This window comes from Parcubacteria group bacterium CG10_big_fil_rev_8_21_14_0_10_36_14 (assembly GCA_002772895.1).
Taxonomy (GTDB): domain Bacteria; phylum Patescibacteriota; class Patescibacteriia.
The window spans coordinates 1-1,980 of the sequence record PFCS01000012.1 but is presented as its reverse complement, the minus strand read 5'-3'; the positions used below and the strand labels follow the sequence as shown (position 1 = coordinate 1,980).

General features: G+C 31.6%; 4 protein-coding genes. All 4 read right to left on the bottom strand.

Annotation, left to right across the window (positions count from 1 at the left end):
* Positions 1 to 589, bottom strand: a 589-nt coding sequence (locus COU51_00965; GenBank protein PIR66993.1) for an XRE family transcriptional regulator, incomplete at its 3' end; no start/stop codon positions are given.
* A gap of 2 nt (positions 590 to 591) precedes the next feature.
* Complete coding sequence (locus tag COU51_00960; protein PIR66992.1) at positions 592 to 1,035, bottom strand: hypothetical protein; 444 nt, start codon at positions 1,033 to 1,035, stop codon at positions 592 to 594.
* Positions 1,035 to 1,325, bottom strand: a complete 291-nt coding sequence (locus COU51_00955; GenBank protein PIR66991.1) for a hypothetical protein — start codon at positions 1,323 to 1,325, stop codon at positions 1,035 to 1,037. Before COU51_00955 ends, COU51_00960 begins: the two co-directional genes overlap by 1 nt.
* 92 nt (positions 1,326 to 1,417) lie before the next feature.
* Positions 1,418 to 1,980, bottom strand: a 563-nt coding sequence (locus tag COU51_00950) for a hypothetical protein (GenBank protein ID PIR66990.1), incomplete at its 5' end; no start/stop codon positions are given.

Below are 1,980 nucleotides of genomic sequence, written 5' to 3'. Positions count from 1 at the left end.
GAGCTGAAAAACTTGAAAGATCAGCAGAACGAAGCGGTAAATATTTTTTTTGATCATGCTGAAAGTATTTTTTGGTAACACGCATCAAATCACCATCTTGATCCATTTGTGCAACAATTTCGGAAAAAGCGACAGGAGTCGGTCCAAAATGATTTTTTATGTATTTTGCGCCAATTAACTGCTCTTCAAATTTCTCATAAAAATCAAAATCAATAAAATACATCAACTTACACACTACTGCTTCCCCAATATTCGGGCGGGCGCCAATTCTCTCTAAAATATACAAAAGCACTTCCTTAAATTTTTCCACTTTTTCTTGTGGCACAGAAATACGTGCTTCTTGTTTTTGTTCTTTTGGCTTTTTTGATTTTTCCAATTCCACTTTTGGCATTGGCACATTTTTACCTGAAATAAAATCTTCCAATGACAAACCAAAAAACTGCGCCAGTTTTTGTGCTTCTTCTACAAGTATTTTTCGTGCACCACTTTCAATCTGTACATAAGTTGGACGAGAAACACCTATTTTTTTAGCCAAAAATTCTTGACTGATATTTTGTTCTTGACGGAGTTTTTTTAAAAATGTAGTCATAGTTATTTTTTATATAATTTTTCTAATTTTTCAACCATGCTCCATGTTATTTCTTCGAAATTACTATATTCGTCTCCTAATTGTTTTTCTAGTTTTTTTGGCTCTTGTTTTAAAAGAGTATGAAAATATTTATTTCTTGCATTTTTAAACTTTTCTAAACTATTAAATTCATCATCAGAAATTACCTTAAGCAGATACAAGTCATCAATCACGCTATTTAAGCCATAACGATTATTCCTTTTTCCATAAACACATGAAAATTTTGTTCCCATTGCCCTAAAAGCAATTTCACACAAAACTCCCTCCAATAATGCCGACTGAATGAGAAAAGCTTCAATTTTTCTCGTTTCCTCGTTTATTTCATCATAATATAAATTATGCCCCTCGGCTTTTTTATAGAGCAATTTGATATCTTCAATCTCAAATTTTGTTCTATCCTTAGACATTATTTATCTTTTTTATTAAAAACTGGTTTCCAGTTTTTAATTTCTTTCCGTTCCATTCTTTCCGCCGCTTCCTTGTTGGGTGCAAGTTTATACTGAAATCGTGTACCGCCCTTAAATTCTCCTTTATACTCTGCAATTCTCTCATTCAATCTTCCACCTTTTGCCATTCCAACATAAAGAATTTTGTCTTGAGCATTTTTTATACGATAAACTCCTGGCTTATTTCCAGGTACTTTTTCAATATTAGATTTAGTGATAGTTTTTGATGTTGTGAATTTTTTTGTGACCATAGTATTTGATTAATTAATAAAATTATTATATTTCCAGTTTAGCAAATGTAAATAATCCTGTCAAGTAATATGTTAATATTTATTACAAATGGCTATATTTCACTTAAAACATCAGAAATTTTTTGTTCCATTATCTCAATCAGTTGCTTGTTGGCGTTGATTATTTGTTGTTCTTTTTCCGCTTCGGCGACCAGTTTTTTCTGAATTTCCAAAGACGGAAGCGGGATTTTTAATTCTCTTAGTTTTGAAAAATGCCTTTTATATCCATCTTGTTTGATTATGCCTGTTTTTAAGTAAAAATAAAGGAATTTTGGCAATATTCTCTTATTAGCTATAAGAATTTTAATTCCATCTGCACCTTGTGCGAAGGATTTTTCAACATATTTTATTGCGCATGTATGATCACCAAAAATTACAACTGGGGCATTTAATTTTACCAAAGAATTTTTATCATTTGTCCATCCTGCAATTTCATTTTGCGATTGGTCTATGATTGGATATTTTCCAACTTTATTAAAATTTATTTTCTGAATTTTTTTCGGTGGTGTTATTGTCTTCACAATCTTATCAAAATTCATCCATTCAACGCCTTCTAATTTTCCCTGTCCGCCAAAGCCTTGGCGTCGGCGGATAAGTGCCTGACCAAAATATCGTC